This is a genomic window from Paenibacillus sp. 1182 (genome assembly GCF_017833915.1).
Lineage (GTDB): Bacteria > Bacillota > Bacilli > Paenibacillales > Paenibacillaceae > Paenibacillus > Paenibacillus polymyxa_D.
On the sequence record NZ_JAFICR010000002.1, the window covers coordinates 563,079 to 583,443 of the forward strand.

A 20,365-nucleotide genomic window follows, 5' to 3' on the forward strand; every position below is an offset into this window, starting at 1 on the left:
GCCTCTTGAATCTATAAAATAAAGCTAAAGGGAGATTTACTGTGAAGCATATTCAAAGAAAAATGATGCGTAAGCTGGGGGTCGGCGCTGTCGCATTGTCCCTTCTGCTTTCCGCTTTGCCAGCAGTTGCAGCAGATCATGATAAAACCATGCTGGAATTACGGTTGCAAAGCGGCAGCAATACAGCCATCGTGAACGGTCATAATGCCAATATTACGAAGCCGTATTCCAAAAGTGGTGCACTGATGGTTCCGGCTGGTGTGTTTAAAAAGGCATTTAACAGCAAAATTCGATTAGCTGAAGATAATGTGGTTAAAATCACTAGCGGAACTCATGTTGTATCGCTAACCATTGGTAGCCGTACAGCGTGGGTGAGAGGTCACAAGGTGACACTTCCAGCTCCACCGGAAATGTCATCAGGTATTCTCATGGTGCCTCTGCGTCAAGTAGCAGAAGGGCTTGGCGGTAAGTTGGAGAAGAATGGTGCCGGAATCATTATTCGGATGGAAGCACAAGAAGAGGCAGGCACGGTAGCTGAAGAGACACCGAACATTGATAATGATGAGGGTAAGACACAGATCGGGAACAGTTACTATGACTGGTCTATGAACTATCCAACAGGGCTCGTCATCGGTCAGGGAGGTGGAGATGAGAGTATTTCCACATTTATGGACGAGAACAGTGCGTATTATATGGAAGTGCACACAGCGTCACAGCCGGTTCCACTGAATGCGGACGATCTGCTGCAACAATTGGTGCAGGCAGCCAAGGAAACGGGAGAAACTGTGATCGATCGAAAATCCTTCCCGAAAGCGAAGGTACCTTATGCTCGTGTCATTACGAAGGATGGGGACGGCGTGCTGTGGGAAAATCGTCAGTACTATGACAACGGACGATTGTATGTAGTTTATTTTTCCGATGCTAAAGCAACGAATTATAAAGATCTGGCCCAGTATGCGGGACTTTTAAATTCCTTCAAGACCTCCTTTAATGCGCAGGATAAAAGTATTAAAGACTTGTCTACTGTCGTAGGAGGCACACGCGAGGCCGGGAATCCAGACTACGGTGTGTCACTCAGCATACCCGCAGGCTGGAAAATGGACGATCAACGGATGCAATATGAAAGTAATGATGGATCGAGCTTCCGTGTGAAAGTAACCTCAGCTCCAGCAGATGGAAAATTGGAGAACTGGGGCCAGCAGCTGCAAAAATGGCTGAGCGATTCATTTGTGTCCACGGCTTATGAGGCACAGAAGACGTATCCGCTGGAGGTTGCAGGCGTTCAAGGGTTAGTACAGGAGTACCGCTATAATTTTGGCGATGGATGGGTCAAAGAGTACAATGTGCTGATTCAGCAAAATGGATACCGCTACTTGGCTGAATACGCAGTGCCTGAAAAAGTAAGCAAAGGAAATGATCAGTTCAACGCGCTCATTTCCTCGCTTCAAATCGATTTTCAAACCGTAGCGAGTAACTTTGGACAGTTGGAAGAAGACGACTATTTGACAGACAAAACGAAAACGGTCAAAAAGACGTCAAAAGCCTATGAATATACAGTGAATATCCCACGATATTGGACCGCGATTAGCGATCAATTTGAATTGGGCGATGTAGAGTACCAGTTTACCGGAGGACGCTTTTCCATCAAAATCGACAACGACCAATCATTTGAACTAACGGTATCCCAGCTCAAGGACTTCTACGATAAGCAAGCAAAGAACTACAAAAACCTCAAAGTTGAGGAAGTTAAGGACGTAACATTTGCTGGTGTTCCGGCAGTGTCCTTTACATTCCATCGTATCGAGGAAGGCATTGGCTACACAGGCCACCAATTGGTTTTAGAACGTGATGGAAAAACGTATACCGTGACAACGACATTGAATGATGCGAACAACACGGCTGTACAGTCTAACGCACTGGATTCGACGTTGAATTCGTTTAATTTTGTGAAGTAAGAGGGTGTAGGTAAGAGATTAGCGAGTTATGGTGAGAGCGCTACGCGTGCCATTTGATCCTACGATCGCTGTTGACCCGGGATTCTTGGATTGTATAAGGATTTAATATGTAAGAATCCCGGGTCAAAGGCGAACGCTGACGCTTCTACGGATTCAAATGGCCTGCTTCGCTGGCGCCCGCCAAATACCACCAATCTTTTGATGAGTGAGGTAAGCAGGGAAGAGCAAAGGCAGATATTTACGGTACTTAGATCAGCCAATACGAACCCCTTTTTCTCGGATTCATTGTCTGGTACGCTGTTAGCGTCAACGAGGATACCGTATTCTAAAAAGGCTGGTGTAGCTTACTAGCGCGCTAAAGTGCCTAATCTTCATCACTATTTGGCTTCCTGCTCGATAGTACTGATTACTTCGTTGTTCCTCTTGTTTTATAGGATTCTTCACCTCCAAAGTACCGTTTGACGGGAATGGGGGTGTTTTTTATGTTTTAGTAAGAGGATTTTTATGAGGAATCGCTTGGAAAGTGTAGAAGCTTGGGACGCAGTCTGGTACACTAGATTAGTTACAAGATAAGAATAACTATGCCGCAAATGTTCGTGATGCGGATTTTTTGAGTTGATGCCATTTATCCCTCGAGCCAGTGGTTCAGAGTGGGGATGATCGGATAGGATGATAATTCATAGGGCTATAAAATAAGCAGCATCGCTGCTCTGGAAAATAACGTTTAACTCAAGGTTAATCAGTTATTTCTCCATATAGGGAGGACAAAAATGAAATCAGTAGTACGAAGAGAAGATGTTGAGCTTCTGGCACCAGCCGGTGACTGGGATTGTATGCGTGCGGCGGTGGCAAACGGGGCTGATGCGATCTTTTTCGGGGTGGAAAAGTTCAACGCACGGGCACGGGCGAATAATTTCCGCATGGAGGAACTGCCTGAAATTATGGCGTTTTTGCATAGCTATGGGGTTAAAGGTTTTTTAACATTCAATATATTGGTATTTGAAAACGAGTTGGAGGACGCTAAGGAGCTGGTCGATGCCTGTATTGATGCTGGAGTCGATGCTTTAATTGTCCAGGATATGGGCCTGGTGAAAATGATCCGCGACATTTCACCGGATTTTCCGATTCATGGTTCTACCCAAATGACGATTACCTCGCCGGAAGCGGTAGAGTTTACAAAGCCGTACAATATGGAACGGGTCGTGCTTGGACGTGAAAACAACCTGAAACAGATCCAAAAAATAGGCGATCAGGCGAGACTTCCAATGGAGGTATTCGTACATGGAGCATTATGCGTATCTTATTCTGGCCAATGCCTGACTTCAGAAATGTGGGGCGGCCGCTCTGCTAACCGTGGTGAGTGTGCACAGGCATGTCGTTTGCCTTACGATCTGATGGTGGATGGAGAGCAGAAACCAATGGCGGATGTGACGTATCTACTGTCGCCTAAGGATCTAGCAGCGATTGACTTGATGCCTGAACTGATCGACGCGGGTGTGGTTTCTTTTAAAATTGAAGGTCGACTGAAAACACCTGAATATGTGGCAAATGTGGTCAGCAAGTACCGCAAGGCCATTGATAAGTATTTTGATGGCGATACGTCCAAGACGAGCAAAGAAGATATCCGCGAGCTGCAGCAGAGCTTTTCACGCGGCTTTACGCACGGTTTTCTCGAAGGAACCAATAACAAGAAGCTGGTTGACGGGACGTTCCCGAAAAGCCGGGGGGTGTATCTGGGCCGAGTGGAACAAATCCTTCGTGATGGCGTAGTGTGCCGTATTGATGCACCGCTCAAGCGTGGCGATGGTATTGTATTCGATGCGGGAGATCCCACGCAAAAAGAAGAAGGCGGACGCGTATACGATATCCGTCGCAAGGGCGTGAAGATTGAAGGCGAAGCCGGAGAAGGCTGGATCATTGACATCGTAGCGGGACGCAACGATGTTGATCTGCGCCGTGTACACGTGGGCGATCGCATTTGGAAGACCAACGACCCGGCGCTGGACAAGCGTCTGCGCCAGTCGTACGACACGGACAAGCCGTACCGGGTCTTCCCAGTACATGTGCGGGTCAGCGGCTCCCCAGGACAACCGCTGTCGACATGGTGGACCGACGTGCAGAAAGGCACAACGGTCCGCGTGGACTCCGAGCTGGAACTTGAAATTGCCCAGAAGCGTCCGATGACGCACGAGCTGCTCGAAGAGCAGTTCGGCCGACTGGGCGGAACGGTGTTCCAGCTGGAAGAGCTGGACGTCCATCTGCATGGGGACGTCATCGTGCCGATGCGCGAGCTGAACGGTATCCGCCGTCAGGCGGTGGAACTGCTCGCGGGCGAGCGTCCCAAACCGCCCGTGTACACGAAACGGGCGGTCGAGGTGTATGACGATGCATCGACTCCGGCATCGTCTGTGGCACGCGGTCAGGCAGAGCTGACCGCGTTGTGCCGCAGCCTCCCTCAGGTGGAGGCTGCGCTCGAGGCCGGCGTGGAGTTCATCTACGCCGACTTCGAGTTCATCAAGCAATTCCCGGCAGCCGTAGAGGCAGTGCACGCTGCAGGCCGCCAAATTGCACTGGCGACCCCGCGTATTCACATGCCGGGTGAAAATGGCTACCACAACAACATCCTGCGCCTAAAGCCGGATGCTGTGCTGGTACGCAATCCAGGGGCACTGTATTTCTACTTGCGACATCGGTTGGAGAACCCGGACGCACATCACCCGCAATTGATTGGTGACTTCTCGCTGAACATAGCCAACCATAAAGCGGCTGATCTGTTCCTGGATTCCGGCTGCGACCTGGTTACGCCTTCGTACGATCTGAACATCCAGCAAATGGTCGATATGCTCAGACGTACGCGTACCGATAAGCTGGAGATCGTGATCCAGCAGCATATGCCCATGTTCCATACTGAACATTGCGTATACTGCACCTTTATGAGTGAAGGCACCGACTACACTAACTGTGGACGTCCATGTGAGGACCATCGCGCATCCCTGCGTGATCGAATTGGTATGTCTCATCCGGTCCGTGTGGACGAAGGCTGCCGCAACACGGTGTACAACGCGATTGAGCAATCCGGCGCGGAATATCTGTCCAACTTCCTGGAGCTGGGCGTGTCCCGTTACCGCGTGGAATTTTTGGAGGAGACACCGGAGCAAGTGCATGAGGTTATTGATCTTTATAACCGTGCCCTGCGCGGAGAAATCAGCGGAACACAAGTATGGAAGACGCTGAAAGCGACGAATCAGTTGGGTGTTACACGTGGTCAGCTGGTGAAGTAAATAACTGTATATTTGTTCGGGAGCCAGAAAGATTCCGGCAGCATAATATATTTATATAGAAAGCTAGTGATTGGAAGACATGTTCTCTTTGAGGGAAGATGTCTTCTTCTTTAATCTATTACAATAATTGACCTTCCTGTTATAATCATAGACAGTATATCTTACCGTTATATTGATGACAAAGGAGTTTAACCTATGAAAATCCGTAAAGCGATTATTCCTGCTGCGGGATTAGGAACCCGGTTCCTTCCTGCTACGAAAGCGATGCCTAAAGAGATGCTTCCCATTGTAGACAAACCAACAATTCAATATATTATTGAAGAAGCTGTTGCATCTGGTATAGAGGATATCATTATCGTTACTGGTAAAGGCAAAAGGGCGATTGAGGATCATTTTGACTACTCCTTTGAGCTGGAGCATAATTTGACTGCGAAGGAAAAATGGAACCTGCTCAATGAAGTGCGTAAACCATCAGAGATGGCAGATATCCACTATATTCGTCAAAAGGAACCTAAAGGGTTGGGGCATGCCATATGGTGTGCACGTAAGTTTATCGGTGACGAACCTTTTGCCGTCCTTTTAGGGGATGACATCGTTGAGTCTGAGAATCCATGCCTCAAACAGATGATTGACGTGTTCGATGAGTATCAGCGTTCTGTTGTAGGTGTAAAACAAGTAAATTGGAACGAGGTACATCGTTACGGGATAGTTGAAGGCCATGCACTTACTTCCAAAATCTCTGAGGCGGAACGATTGGTAGAAAAGCCAAAGAAGGAAGAAACCAACTCCAACTTGGCGATTATGGGACGTTATATCTTGACGCCTGATATTTTTGATATCCTGGGTCAGCAATCTGCGGGAGTAGGCGGGGAGATTCAACTGACGGACGCATTGTCCAAACTGGGAGAAAAGAGCCCCATTCTGGCCTACGAATTTGATGGCAATCGCCACGATGTTGGCGAGAAATTGGGATTCATTGAAACGACCATTCATTATGCTCTACAGCATAACGAGATAAAGGATGAAGTACTGGCTTATATGAGACAGGTTATTGAAGGGATTGATGAAAATATAACAAAATTGTAATTGTATGCGATAAAAAGAAGTTTTGGATTTTTTAGTTCTTCTTTTAAAATGAGAGAGTAATATTCCAAATAATCTCTTATTCTATCGAAGGAGGAACAAAGATGAACTCTTTAGAACTATTCGTTTTGGAACAAGAAGACACTCTTGATTTGGACTTACAGGTTAATGCTTTCTCATCTGAACCGGTTACTATGGCATGTACTGGTACTGTTACTTGTGCTGTCTCTGCTTGCTACGATACTTATGTAACTTGTAACTGCTGTTAATTGTGTTAAAACTAACCCCAGATATGCTTTGTATATCTGGGGTTTTCTTATGTAAAGAAGGAGGGCTACTAGCTATGAAGGGTATAAGACACAGGAATGAAAATAGGAATTTGTTTAGAGCGTTAGATTTTTTTTTGGTTAGAATTCCGTTGTTGCCTGTAGAGATGTACAATGAACTATTTTATGAGCCTTCATATGAAAATTTACGTAACAAGTTGCTTCATATGGTAAAAGAGCCAATTGTCTGCGAAGCGCTTTTAATTGCAAGTCCCTCATTAATGCACTCTGTTAATCAAATACTGGACAATTCAAATTCAAAGAAAGCAGATAAAATTATCAAAGCAATAGCTCATTATATGATTAGGCTTTCAACACGCGCTACCCCTTACGGTGTTTTTGCTGGAGTTGCCATGGGTTCTTTTGAAAGTGAAAGCAGGCTGGTAATAGGAGACTTGAGCTTTCATCGAAAAATAGCACGCCCAGATATGCAATGGTTAATGGATCTTGTAAAGGGTTTGGAACGTATAAGGCACGTCGTTGAACAAGTCGAAGTTCGTACGAACTCGATCCTCTATACTTCCGGCTCACGTGTGAAGTTACCTTATCTCAATTATATAGATCATTTTGATTCCTCTGATGAAATGAAAAGTAGCTCAATCCGAATTTCTAAATTTGTAGACTATGTTATTCACTGCGCGAAACAGCCCGTTCCTATCTTAAAGCTAATGGACAAAATGAAAGAAGAGTTCCCGACTATAAATCAAGAGCAACTATTTGGTTTGTTATTGAAGTTAGTAGAACAAGAGTTTTTAATAAGTAATTTAAGACCCCCCTTATCCATACGTAATTCTGAATTGCCATTTGAATATATAAAAGGGCAACTCGCATCCATGACAGGCATAGACGATCTCAAAGCCTCAATTCAGAAGATTTATAACTACATTCAGCAATATAATCAAACCTCTGTAGGTGAGGGGGAAGAGCTATATACGAACATATGCAGCAGCATCAATGAAATGTTCCCCAGCAAAGATCCGCTTCAAATTGACATGGAAACAGCTATAACAAACGCGACTTTAAGTCACGAAATAGCGGAAGAGGTCGCAATAGCGGCCGAAGTCTTATGGAGACTATCGAATAATGTATGCAATCCGCATCTTGCGACCTATCGAGGCGCCTTTATTGAGAAGTACGGAGTACATCGTCAGATTCCCTTGTTAGAACTGTTGGATGAAGATATGGGATTAGGAGCCCCTCCTGATTATAAATATCCTATGAGCAAACGTAGCTGGGAAAAGTCTACTGCGAATGCAGACAGAGATAAACATTTAGCACGCTGGGTTGCAGAAGCTATCAAACAAGGTAGTATCGAAATTGAGCTTACAGATGAAAAAATCAGAAAAATAGAATGTGCCCCTTCGGAGCTTTCTCCTCCACCATCACTGGAGATGTACGTTACCGTCGCCACTTCGGATGCCACCGCTCTCGAAGGTGGGGACTATAAATTGATTGTTAACCCCAATTCAGGCGGCACAGGTGCAGGTAAAACATTTGGGAGATTCGGTCCGATTCTAGATGGTTCTGCACAAAAACAAATCTCCAGTATTTATAAAATACAGTCAGATCAAAATCCAAATGTGATTTTTGCGGAGCTTATCTATCTTACGATTAATAGTAGACATTCCAACGTTGTGATAACGAATCGTTCCTGTTCTCATCAGATTATCCTTGGGACCAATGATTATACAGATGACCGTGCGTCTACTATTTCTTTAGCCGATTTATATGTAGGTTGTACCCATGACTCTTTTTATCTAATGTCACGCTCTTTGAATAAAAGGGTAATCCCGGTAGCCACAAATATGTTGAATTACTACAAAGCGCCGAATGTTTATCGATTTTTGCGTGAAATGGAGCAGGAAGGACAGAGGAATGTTTCAATGTTTCAGTGGGGGAATCACTTATCAGAGTTGCCTTTTCTTCCCCGCATAAGATACGGCAATACCATTCTGTCATTAGCGTCGTGGTCTTTAAATGCAGATATGAAGGCTTTCCAGAATTGTCATACCAAGAGTGATTGGCGCAATGCATTTGAAAGGCTGAAAAAAGAATGGAGTATTCCGAGATACGTGTATATAACTATTGCAGATAACAGATTGTTAATTGACACTACACATGATTTTTGCATATCCGAACTATATGATAAATATCAAAAGCTTACAGATTCAGCCTCCATATGGTTGACTGAATGCGGTTTTGAGTGGAGTGAAGTATGGGGAGAGTCCACGAAAGGACACCACATTGCAGAGTATGTCATTCCTTTGGTGAAAACGAATAAAGTAGGCCAATCGAGATCAAAGGACCTTATTCAACCAGATATGATGCAAAACCCTATCAGTACCCGTTCGATGGATGTTTATTTTCCAGGCAGTGAATGGCTGTACGTTAAATTATATGGTATGTCTGAACGGAAGGAGGAGTTTATTGGAAATTATCTCAGACCTTTTTGTGAACTGGCAGAAAAACAAAAAATAGTCGATCAACATTTTATTATTCGATATAAAGATCCTGATGATCATGTACGAGTGAGATTTCATGGGGATGCAGCGATGTTGTGTGCGCAACTGATTCCTGCTATTCAGACGTGGGCGAACAAGCTTAAGAAGGAAGGACTGCTAAACCAACTTGTGTATGATACATACGAGCAAGAGGTGGAAAGATATGGGGGGGGAAGCTTCATTCAACTGGCTGAGGAAGTTTTTGCTGCAGATTCCAAGCTCGCTTCTGAATTCATTTATTTGCACTACAACAAAAAATGGAATATGCCATTAGAAGACATTGCATTGATTAGTGTGATTGATATGTTAAATCAATGGATGCCTTCACTAGCTAAGCAGGTTGAATGGTCCCAACAGAAAGAGTGGCATAACCATCATATCAAAGAGTTCCAAAAGAATCGTACATGGTACATGTCGATATGCGATGTTTCCGATCGATGGAGTTCATTGAGAGCTTGTAATTATGGTGAGTTTATGATAGAACGCTTTCAACCTCGAAGGGAAAAACTGAAACAATATAAGGAGAGGTTCTTTCAGAAAAAAAAGGAAACATGCTGGGACGGACCTTTATTGGATATTATGGAAAGTTTTATTCACATGCATCTGAACAGATTACTAGGCACGGATCGAATGAAGGAGGCGAAAATAATGTCACTATTAAGCCACGCTCTTTATCATCTAAACCATGCTCAGAAGTATACAAAGCGAATGAATTATAAGGAGTGCTGAGGCATGATTACAACGGGAATATCAGAAGATTTGCGTCAGACTATTTTGGAGATTGTACATGAGGTTGGAAGAAGATTGGCAGATTCGGATTACGTAACGGCAATGTGCTCATCGGACTCGAATCGAACAGATTTACAATTGGATTACAAATGGGATGAGATTAGTCTTGCGAGTGGCTATCCAGCGGTGAGTCTACTATACGGAAGGCTGGGTACTGTATTCCGCGAGGAGACGTTTACCCGATACGCACATCAGTATCTTGTGAATACAAGAGAAGCACTCAAGCTGAAGGAAAACATATCTTTATCGCTGTGGAGCGGGCTATCGGGTATTGGATTTACGGCCTACGCACTGTCTGACAATCTGCGCAAATACCGAAGTTTTATTGAACAGATCAATCATTTAATCCTTCGTTATGGTGCTGCTCTGTTGGAAAGTTCAAGAAATAATCTAAAAGCGGGAGTCATTTTTCATGACTATGATGTTATTTCGGGATGGAGTGGGATAGGTAGATACCTGTTATTGTTCAAAGATGTGCCTGAGATGAGAGATCTCCTTAAAGATGTTCTTGAATATCTTGTCATGTTAAGTGAAGAGAGGGCTTGGAATGGTGAAGTTCTACCAGGCTGGTATATCCCCGTTCACAATCTGCCCCCACATGAGCAGCAGAGGTATCCTGAAGGATACTTCAACATGGGGTTGGCTCATGGAATTCCTGGACCGTTGGCCTTACTATCAATAGCTTGGCATCACGATGTGAGAGTGTCAGGACATAAAAAGGCAATAGAACGCTTCGGTTCATGGTTGAGTCATTGGAAGCAACAGAATGATTTTGGGTGGTATTGGCCCAATAATATAAGCTATAGAGAATATATGAATGGAATTATTTTCGATGAAACAGAACGTGAAGCCTGGTGTTATGGAACTCCAGGGGTTGCCAGGAGCTTATGGCTAGCAGGGAGGGCTCTGGAGAACGAAAAATTAGAGGCGCTCGCTGTGGATGCTTTCAAATCCATATACGCACGTCCCCGTGAACGTTGGAGCATATATTCTCCATCGGTATGTCATGGATATTCGGGATTAATAAAGCTCACGCATCAGATGTATCTGGATACGGGAGATGCCGAGTTGCGTGATTATGCTCAGGGCTTGCTTTTAGAAGTCGTTAACATGTTCGATAGAGGGGCAGCATTCGGTTTTTGGGATATCGTAAAGGATACTCAATCGGTCAAACATTTGGATTTCGTAGGCGTATTGGATGGGGTTGCAGGCATTGTTATGACTTTACTAGATACTCTAGAGTCCGAGGAAAGTATTTGGGGAAGAAGCTTATTAATCACATAGCGGAAGGAAGTAAAACTTAGGATATAAAGGAAGGAACGCTAGAAGTGAAAAACTTCTGCGTTCCTTTTTTGGTGGGTGCATTTTTGTATTTGCGTTCAATGTTAAACGTATACCTAGAGCTTTAAGGCCTTTAACTGCTCAATTTGCTCTTTTTCCTTCGGATCAGCCTTAATCAGCTTATCGTACAAAGCTTTGTCATCTTGTCCCTGCTGTTGCAGAGCGACGATATAATAGCGAGCGACCTCACGATTTGTAGCATCACTCAGGTCGTCTTTCAAGCCGCTTTTGAGGATGCTTGCAGCCTCAGCAGGCTTACCTGACATGAACTCTATTTTACCAGTACTGAGCGCAATACCTGGAGTCACTTCAAAAGTACGTGTCAACTCAATTTCAGGTGGAACCGTCTTAATATGAGCTACCCCATCCAGAACCTTCTGATAAGCAGCAAGACCTGCTTGGAAATACTTCTGTTCTTTGGTGGTGTCTTTTTGCTCACGTGCCTTATTACCAATGGTGTAAGCTTGGGTAATCAACATATTGTACCAGTCATTGTCCCAGTTAAAGTTGGAAATGTTATTTTCCAAAATACTAAAGGCTTGCTCATTCTCGCCTTTCATTTGTAAGAGGGAAACTTTAGAGTTGATCATAGTTTTGTTATACGGCTCTGCTTTCAAACCCGTATTTAGCACCTCTATTGCAGCATTATAAAATTCTTCTTTTTTCGTTTGCTCATAAACATTCTTATACAGTGCAGCCAGTCTCAGAACAGAATCCGGGTGTGTAGGACGAAGTGCAAGATCTTTATTAATAGCACTTTGGATTTCTTCAAATGATGTGCTGACCGCCATGATCCGTTTAGCATATGTGGCAGCATTAGCCGATTGCAAGAAGCGGAGACCTGCAAAAAGCACCACGATGCTTAGAATGCCAATGACTGAACTATACATAATTCGGAATCCGGAAGCACTCATTGACAGGCGTTTAAGCGACTTGCTGTCCATAGCAGCGGCCATACCACCAAGACTCACAAATACTAGTATGCCCATGAACACATAACTCATATTAAAGTCCAATAGACTATGGAGCAAAATGGACATCGCCAAAATCAGGTATAGGAAGTAGCTATCTCGGTTTTCATCGTCGGTTTTGATGTAACCTTTAATATATTTATAAAAAATATAAAGGATAAACGCCATAAAAATAACGAATCCAATGATACCAACCTCTACCAGATACTGCATGAAGAAGTTATGAGCTTGTGCGCTTGTGTAGCCATAGTCTTGATATTTTTCATACAGCGTAGCCCAACCGCCACCACCTGCACCAATCAACGGATAGTCAGCAATTAGTTTGGAAGCATCGCGATAAAAGGTTATACGTTCCAGTACACTATGCTGTCGGAAGTTGATATTTTCCAGACGTGACTCCATGTTAGCTGGAAGAAGGGATTTCAGTCCCGTGCCAACCAGCAGGAACGCGAAAAGTCCAGTAATTACCACAGCTCCTATAGGTAGCCACAGATTAGACAGTTTGCGTGAAGCCAGACCTTGAAGACCCTTTTCTAGACGCGGACTCAGATAGCTTTGTACGAACCATAAAACAAGAGTAGTCACGGCAGAAGTGGTAAGGAGTACCCCCCAGGCTTGAGCAGCTTTTGCACCGTTGTAGGTTTGAATAAGTTGTAATCCCCAGCTAGTAATCGGGCTTAAAATAACAAAAGAGGCCAAACCTGCTATAGCGAAATGCAAAATCCATAAAATTTGTCGTGCAGGTTTAAAAAACAAAAGTAACAGGACAAATACTACGGGCAGCATTACGAGACCACCACGTGAGAGAGTTAGGAACAACGATATAAAAATAGGTACCAACATAAAGCCGTGAATCCCTTTTCCATACCATGTCTTTGACTTCATCAGACAAAAGACAGCCGCAAACAAAAACGCCATCAAAAACGCCGCGTATGTATTCGCGTACTGGAAGACAGATGTGAGACGTGGACCGTTAGCATCTACCCATATCGCATCAATGTAACGATTGTTAAGTACCCAAGCAGCGAACCAACCCACCAAGCGTCCAGCCAATACCCACTGCCCGAACCAGTTAATGAACCCAAAGCCTATAATAAGGTAGGCTATGGTCATAATGGCCGTCTGGATGATGCGGTTGCTCAACCGATCCCGTAAGGCGTACAATGTAATGATGAATAATGAGGCATAGATGCACTGCACAACTACCATATTCATCGCGAGATAATGAGAAGCAGCGGAAATCAATGATAGTACGTACGTCAACGGGAGTAACATAACAAGTACTGCCAGCCAGTCTCTTTGATCTTCCAATTTGAATTTCTTATAATAGGTTGCGATTCCCAAAATCAATAGAATCATGCTGATGATCAAAGCACAATAAAGTGGCTTCTCAAATTCGAGCATTTGCCCATTAAATAGTGCAGCCTGGAAGGGAGACCAAGCTAAAAACAGAATCATGCCAACAATTAACACCCAAAACATAGCCGGCCTTTTATCGTCATGGGTCGACGTTTTGGCCTGTTTCCCGTATACTGGATTCGACAAGGTTTACAATCTCCTTTTCTTGTAGATACGTCAACATTTTAGCATAGAGAAAATGAGTTAACCAGTTGTTCAAAGTACTTTTGTAATTATATTCAAAAAGATAAACTTATTTGTAGTATATATTCGAAAAAAAGGAGAAGTTTTATGAAAGTTATAGTAACTGGAGGAGCAGGATTTATTGGCTCTAACATCGTGGATTTACTTGTAAAACACAATCATAAGGTTGCAATTATTGATAACCTTTCTACAGGTAAGCGAGAAAATATAAATCCTTTTGCTGAATTCTTCGAAGCTGATATTCGTGATACTAATAGTTTGGACTATATTTTTTCAAATGTAGATCCAGAAATTGTAATTCATCACGCTGCTCAAATAAGTGTGCAAGAATCATTTAGAGATCCGTACTTAGATGCACAAATAAATATAAACGGGACAATTAATATTTTAAATCAATGTGTTTCTCACAATGTTAGGAAAATTATATATGCCTCTTCTGCTGCAGTATACGGAGTGCCTCAATATGTAAGTATTAACGAGCAACATCCTGTTTCTCCCATTTCTTTTTATGGGATTTCTAAGTATGCACCTGAAGAGTATATAAAACTGTATTCTGTTTCTTATGGCTTAAAGCACACAATTTTACGGTATGCAAATGTATATGGGATAAGACAGGACCCTAAAGGTGAAGGTGGAGTCATTTCAATTTTCTTGAATCAGTTGCTACAGAAGCACGTACCTGTGATATATGGAAGTGGAGAGCAAACTAGGGATTTTGTCTACGTTAAGGATATCGCTTTGGCAAACCTAGCTGCTTTAACTACAGCCCACAATGAAGTTTTAAATATAAGTACTGATAGAGAAGTAACAATAAATGAACTTTATAATATAATAGCTTCTTTATTACAGTCCAGTATCCGACCTGAATATCGTAATGAAAGAACGGGTGATATTCTGAGGAGTGCTTTGACTAACCAAAAAGCGGCTGAACTTTTGAATTGGATCCCGAGACATAGTTTGGAAGAAGGGCTAGCATTAACCTTGGATTACTATCAGAAGGAGTTATCAAATGGCGGCAAGAACTAGCATTATTAAACCTCAACTAAAACTTATTTTTGAGCTAGCTAAAAATGATTTTAAAACTAGATATGCAGGATCCTATCTTGGGATGTTTTGGGCTTTTATTCAACCTTTCATGACTATAGCAGTGTACTGGTTCGTCTTTGAAGTTGGATTTCGTTCTGGTAGTAGACCCGATGGGACCCCGTTTATTTTATGGCTCACTTGTGGAATGATTCCGTGGTTCTTTTTTTCAGAAGCTCTACTTACTTCTTCAAATAGTTTTCCAGAGTATAGTTATTTAGTAAAGAAGGTCTCGTTCCGTATTGGCTTTCTTCCGATTGTTAAGATAATATCTTCGTTTTTTATTCATTTATTCTTTTTGTTGTTTCTTATTGTTATACTTTTTTATTTTGGTTATAACCCAGATATTGTTTATATACAGGTATTTTATTATCTGTTTTGTTTATTTTATTTATTAATTGGAATAACGCTTATTACGTCTTCTCTAGTTGTTTTTATGAAAGACGCATTGCAAGTTTTGGGGATTTTCGTTCAGATTGGATTTTGGTTGATTCCGATTGTGTGGTCACCTGAAATTATCTCAGATAAGCTCATTAAATGGTTTAAGCTTAATCCGGCATACTACATTGTTGAGGGTTATCGCGATACTTTTATACATCATGTTTGGTTTTGGCACCGATATAATCAAACTGCATATTTCTGGATTCTTTCTACATTTATCATGCTTTTAGGCATATATTTATTTAAAAAGTTAAAGCCTCATTTTGCGGATGTGCTATAAGTTGTGGAGGTTATTATGGAAGAAGTAGCTATAGAATTAAAAAGAATATATAAAAAGTATAAGTTGTATTCAAAACCGACTGACAGGATTAAGGAAGCTGTGAATATTTTTGGTGGATCCTATCATACTGATTTTTTTGCTTTGAAAGATGTATCTCTGAACGTTAAGAGGGGGGAGACACTAGGTATCATAGGTAAGAATGGTTCTGGTAAGTCCACTCTTTTGAAAATAATTACTGGGGTTTTGACACAAACTGATGGTGATAGACTGGTTAATGGTCAGATTTCAGCACTTTTAGAGCTTGGAACTGGATTTAACCCTGAATATACTGGGATAGAGAACATTTATCTAAATGGAACAATGCGTGGCTTTTCGAAAGAAGAAATGAATAGTAAATTGGAACAGATTATTGAGTTTGCTGATATTGGGGAGTTTATCCACCAACCGGTTAAGACATACTCAAGTGGTATGTTTGCCCGATTAGCATTTTCAGTAATGATCAGTTTTAAGCCAGAGATTCTCATAGTTGACGAAGCATTATCAGTAGGAGATGTTTTTTTTCAGCAGAAATGCAATCGATATATGAAAGAGGAAATGTCAGATATCACAAAATTGCTCGTGACACATGATCTCAGTTCTATTGCTAATATGGCAGATAGAGTTATTGTTCTTTCAAATGGGGAGATTGTATTTGAGGGGGATCCCTTGAAAGGGATTGAATACTATACTAAATCCGTACATTCTGAGGTGTTTAAAGCTAACTCGGAGACAAATTCCCTCGCTTTGGAATTGAATAAAGAAACAAGTATTCCTTTAAACTGGATACCTGTTAATGAAGAGTCATTAGGTGGAGCACAAGAAGTCATAATCAAAGCTTTGGACTTCAGTGTGAATAGCGAAAAGTATAAAGGATATATTTCAGCGAATGATCTAGTTGAGATTGATATGTTGATAGAAGCTCATAAAACAACAGATGAATTGATCGTTGGTTATCTTGTGAATGATAAGTATGGAAATGCTATTTTTGGAGAAAATACAACCGGTTCAAATATATTTTCAGGTTCTGTAACAAAAGGTAAGTCTTATCTTGTCAAGTTACAGTTTAGATGGCCTGAGATTCAAGAAAACGAGTATTTCGTGACTCTTGGTTTAGGTGAGGGGTTTCATGAGATGCAACATACTATACAATGCTGGGCCCATAATGTCATTCAACTCAAAAATATTGTATTCACTTCAATCCATGCGATCTTTAATAATAAAATTGAGCATGTTGCAATTGAAGAATTATAAGGAGAGATCGATTTGAATAAATGGGATATTAGCACGCCAACATTCGAATCCGACCAGATCAACGAGAAGTTGAAAGTGGCCCCATGGGAAGGTCATCGTTGGTTTGCATACGATTATATTAACTTTATTGAACCAAATACAATTGTAGAGCTGGGAACCCATTATGGATGTTCATTTTTTTCATTCTGTCAGGCTGTTAAGGATTTCAACTTAAACACAAAGCTTATTGCTATAGATACTTGGGCTGGAGATGAGCAGGCTGGGTATTATGACGAAGAAGTATACCGTACTGTGAAAAGTACAGTAGCGGCTCATTTTAGTCATTTAAATATTGACTTGAAAAGGATGACGTTTGATAATGCATTATCTGAAGTGAATGAGGGCACAGCTGATTTAATCCACATAGATGGTCTACACACCTATGAAGCGGTGAAGCATGATTTTGAGACATGGCTACCTAAGTTGTCTAAAGACGGTGTTATCTTCTTTCATGATGTTTTTAGTCCTCTTGAGTATGGTTCAAATGTTTTCTGGAGTGAGGTAAAGCAAAAATATTCTTACTTGGAGTTTAAACACAGTTGGGGGTTGGGGATTCTATTTCCTAAGGGAGATAAAGTATATAATTTATTACTTGATCAAAATATTGAGGACAAGATAAATCTGTATACTTATAAGGCTCTATATTCATTTGAGCAAATAAAAACAAATGATCTCTCTTTGATGGTTGAAGAACGTGATAAAATAATAAACGACAACTCACGGATGATTGCTGAAAGGGATGAGGCAATAAAAAGCAATGGGATGATGATATCCGAACGTGATAAAACGATTAGAAGTAATGAAATTATGATATCCGAACGTGATGAAGTCATAAAGAAGAATGAGAGTTTGATTTATGAACGGGATGTTGCCCTGGAAGCGACTGAAAGTTTGGTGAAGGAACGGGATCAATTAATACGCAATATGGAAAAGATGATTGAGGAAAGAGAACAGTTATGTAATCAGTACCAAAATGAAATTCAAAACTTAAGGGCGAATATTGTGGACTTGTATAAGAGAATTGAGCTCTTAGAAACTAAAGTTAACTATTACGAAAGTAAGAAAATAATTTTTAATTTCAGAAACAAAGCGGATTAAGGAGCCTACATGGAAAATTTAATTCATACGGTACTGGAAAAAAATAAAAAAATAGCTTTCTTTGATGTGTTTGATACAATAATTCTCCGTCATGTAGAACCGGAATATGTGAAGAAAATATGGGCTAAACGAGTTAGCATTTATTTTGGCGATTCAATTGATTATGAAGAATTATATAGATTGAGAAATAATATGGAAGCCGAAATGTGTAAAGATAATGCAAATTCAGGTTTTGACATGGAATTTAACTACTCCAATTTGCTATCCTCGATGTATGTAGTTCTGATTAATAAAGGACTTTTGAACAATGATATCGATAAGGATACATTTATTTCTATATGTGAAAAAATTGAAATTGAAACAGAAATGGCAGTTCAATACATTGATCCAAAATGGCTCGAAGTAGTAGTTCAGTTACTTAAGCACAATATTAAAATTTATTGTGTTTCGGATTTTTATCTCTCGCAAAAGTTAATAGCTGAGTTATTTGCTAAACATGGAATTCTTCAGTACATTAATGAGATTTATGTATCCAGTGAGTATTTGCTGACTAAGAAAAGCGGTAAACTATTCACAAAAATAGTTGGTGATAATAACTTCAATCCCTCAGACATTATTATGGTAGGCGATAATGAACACTCAGATTACAAAGTGCCTCTTTCTCAGGGGATTGATGCTTATTATATAGATAGGAAACAACAGCATGCTTTCTATAGTGAATTTCGTAAGCGGGTTGAGAGCGAGACTCATTATGCTAATGAGTTAACCGCGATGGCAAGGGATATGTCACATGTGGGGAGATTTCTAGAAATATCCTGTTCTTTGTTTTTTTATATCGTTATGCTTCACAAATCTCTAATGAAAAATGGCGTGAAAAATGTATTCTTTTTGTCAAGAGAAGGAGAATTTCTGTTAAAGTTATTTGACCTATATCAGGAAAAAGAGGGATACAAAGATACTTTTTATGTTAAGCCTCATTACTTGAAAGTATCTAGAAAATCTACATTTTTACCGAGCTTACTGCCTCTTGACAGTGAAAAGTTTGAGATTTTGTTTAGACAATATATTCATATTTCGTTATACGATTTTTTGTCAAGTTTAAGTTTTGAGGAAAAAGTAATAGAAGAAATTTCTCATAAACTTAATATAGATGCCAAGTTGAAAATTGAAAATTTCCCTAGTAGCAAGATTTTTACGGATTTAAGAAATGATTCGACGTTTATTGAAAAATATGAAGAATCAAGGCTTCAGCAACGAGATAATTTTTACAGTTATATAGAAAATTTCACTGTGAATATAAAAAAACAGGGCTTTCATTTAGTTGATGTGGGTTGGAAGGGCACTATACAAGATAATATATATAGAATATACAATGAAAATGTATCAGTACATGGATACTATTTAGGGTTAATTGCCTCAGGAGATGCTCGAGAAAATAATAAAAAGCAGGGACTCCTATTCTCTTCTATTCCTTATAGAACTCCTTATTTTAATGTATACAATGAAAACAGAGCATTATACGAAATAGTGTTGGGTGCTTCTCATGGAAGTGCTAATAAATATATTCGTGATGATTATAATCATAGGATTGAAGTCGAAACCGTCCAAACAGATATGGAAAAGAAATTATTCGATGAGGTAATAAGCCCATTACAGAGCCAAATATATGATTTTTTTGAGAGATTGTGTAATCTCTTCTGCAATAGAGGTGTAAAACTTGAATATTACACTGAACAAATTGCTAAAGTTCATTCTAGAATGGTCTTATTTCCAACAAAAGCGGAGATAAATTTCTTTAATGGTCTGTATCATTATGAGAATTTTGGGGTATTCGAGTATTCTACTTTTAATACAAAAAATAAGTTTGACTTAATCAAAACGATTAAAAATACTTTTATATTGACACGAAACCCGAGAGCTATTCTTGAAAAGGGCTTTTGGGGGCCAATAACACTTAGTAGTCATGGACTTGGCTATTTAGTGCCTATTTATGGACGTTACAAATATAATAAAAGTTTTAAAGGTGGGAGTAATCATCAAATTGGCACGGTCGTTTCCGCAAACGATAGGCAGCTTGTGGAAGAGCTTAAAAGGTCATTGGATGAAAAGGATAGGACCATTTTAGACCTGACGCAAATGATAGATGATCGAGATGAAGCAATAAAAAAAATGACACAAATGATAGATGATCGAGATGCTGCTATTAAAAGTATGACACAAATGATTGATGAAAGAGATGAGGTTATAGAAAAGTTATCAAAATCAAAACATGATTAGGGGAAGAA

The 20,365-nt window shown here is 40.8% G+C and carries 12 protein-coding genes; 11 read left to right on the plus strand and 1 reads right to left on the minus strand.

Annotation, left to right across the window (positions count from 1 at the left end):
• The first annotated feature begins 41 nt into the window (after positions 1-41).
• The 6 genes from JOD82_RS05500 to JOD82_RS05525 all read left to right on the plus strand — a co-directional run bounded on the left by JOD82_RS05500 (position 42) and on the right by JOD82_RS05525 (position 11,219).
• Positions 42-1,955 carry a stalk domain-containing protein gene (locus tag JOD82_RS05500; protein ID WP_165146332.1) on the plus strand — a complete coding sequence of 638 codons (1,914 nt, stop codon included), beginning with the start codon at positions 42-44 and terminating at the stop codon, positions 1,953-1,955.
• Between the two features lie 770 nt (positions 1,956-2,725).
• Complete coding sequence (locus tag JOD82_RS05505; RefSeq protein WP_209947885.1) at positions 2,726-5,236, plus strand: U32 family peptidase; 2,511 nt, start codon at positions 2,726-2,728, stop codon at positions 5,234-5,236.
• Between the two features lie 195 nt (positions 5,237-5,431).
• Positions 5,432-6,322, plus strand: a complete 891-nt coding sequence (gene galU / locus JOD82_RS05510; protein ID WP_069010697.1) for a UTP--glucose-1-phosphate uridylyltransferase GalU — start codon at positions 5,432-5,434, stop codon at positions 6,320-6,322.
• A 101-nt stretch (positions 6,323-6,423) separates the two neighbouring features.
• Positions 6,424-6,588, plus strand: coding sequence for an FDLD family class I lanthipeptide (locus JOD82_RS05515; RefSeq protein WP_176715693.1), 165 nt, complete (start codon positions 6,424-6,426; stop codon positions 6,586-6,588).
• 74 nt (positions 6,589-6,662) lie between these two features.
• Positions 6,663-9,875 carry a lantibiotic dehydratase gene (locus JOD82_RS05520; protein WP_069010698.1) on the plus strand — a complete coding sequence of 1,071 codons (3,213 nt, stop codon included), beginning with the start codon at positions 6,663-6,665 and terminating at the stop codon, positions 9,873-9,875.
• A 3-nt stretch (positions 9,876-9,878) separates the two neighbouring features.
• Positions 9,879-11,219, plus strand: a complete 1,341-nt coding sequence (locus JOD82_RS05525) for a lanthionine synthetase C family protein (RefSeq protein ID WP_069010699.1) — start codon at positions 9,879-9,881, stop codon at positions 11,217-11,219.
• A 113-nt stretch (positions 11,220-11,332) separates the two neighbouring features.
• Here the strand turns inward: JOD82_RS05525 and JOD82_RS05530 are convergent, their stop codons facing one another.
• Positions 11,333-13,792: an O-antigen ligase family protein gene (locus JOD82_RS05530; protein WP_069010700.1), complete on the minus strand. Its 2,460-nt coding sequence runs from the start codon at positions 13,790-13,792 to the stop codon at positions 11,333-11,335.
• A 144-nt stretch (positions 13,793-13,936) separates the two neighbouring features.
• On the opposite strand from JOD82_RS05530, the gene JOD82_RS05535 reads away from it, so the two are divergent.
• The 5 genes from JOD82_RS05535 to JOD82_RS05555 are packed head-to-tail and all read left to right on the plus strand — an operon-like array spanning position 13,937 to position 20,357.
• Positions 13,937-14,875 carry an NAD-dependent epimerase/dehydratase family protein gene (locus JOD82_RS05535; RefSeq protein ID WP_069010701.1) on the plus strand — a complete coding sequence of 313 codons (939 nt, stop codon included), beginning with the start codon at positions 13,937-13,939 and terminating at the stop codon, positions 14,873-14,875.
• Positions 14,859-15,653: an ABC transporter permease gene (locus tag JOD82_RS05540; RefSeq protein WP_069010702.1), complete on the plus strand. Its 795-nt coding sequence runs from the start codon at positions 14,859-14,861 to the stop codon at positions 15,651-15,653. Before JOD82_RS05535 ends, JOD82_RS05540 begins: the two co-directional genes overlap by 17 nt.
• Positions 15,654-15,668: 15 nt before the next feature.
• Complete coding sequence (locus tag JOD82_RS05545; protein WP_069010703.1) at positions 15,669-16,943, plus strand: ABC transporter ATP-binding protein; 1,275 nt, start codon at positions 15,669-15,671, stop codon at positions 16,941-16,943.
• 12 nt (positions 16,944-16,955) lie between these two features.
• Positions 16,956-18,080: a class I SAM-dependent methyltransferase gene (locus JOD82_RS29735; RefSeq protein ID WP_069010704.1), complete on the plus strand. Its 1,125-nt coding sequence runs from the start codon at positions 16,956-16,958 to the stop codon at positions 18,078-18,080.
• 9 nt (positions 18,081-18,089) lie between these two features.
• Positions 18,090-20,357 carry an HAD hydrolase-like protein gene (locus JOD82_RS05555; protein ID WP_208332590.1) on the plus strand — a complete coding sequence of 756 codons (2,268 nt, stop codon included), beginning with the start codon at positions 18,090-18,092 and terminating at the stop codon, positions 20,355-20,357.
• Positions 20,358-20,365 lie beyond the last annotated feature (8 nt).